A 226-nucleotide genomic window follows, 5' to 3' on the forward strand; every position below is an offset into this window, starting at 1 on the left:
GGCAATTAATTTTGCCCCACAGGCTGTTTGCATTCCTTCAAGCGCAATCAATTTTCCTTTATATTTTAAAGAGTCAGCCCCCTGAACAATAGGAAAAACCCCTTTGCATTGCGGACACTCCACCAAATCTTCTTTACCTGCTATAGGAATACCATTGTAAGTATAGTCATCAATAGCGGTAATCACCTTACCGCCATGATCTGTTGTATCACCCAGCAGAATAACT

1 protein-coding gene is annotated in these 226 nt (G+C 41.2%); it reads right to left on the reverse strand.

Annotation, left to right across the window (positions count from 1 at the left end; translation table 11 throughout):
- A partial coding sequence (locus ABR397_RS24140) for a PAAR domain-containing protein (RefSeq protein ID WP_350307891.1) occupies positions 1–226 on the reverse strand: 226 nt, incomplete at both ends.

Origin of the sequence: Photorhabdus viridis (genome assembly GCF_040256935.1) — a bacterium.
Taxonomy (GTDB): domain Bacteria; phylum Pseudomonadota; class Gammaproteobacteria; order Enterobacterales; family Enterobacteriaceae; genus Photorhabdus; species Photorhabdus viridis.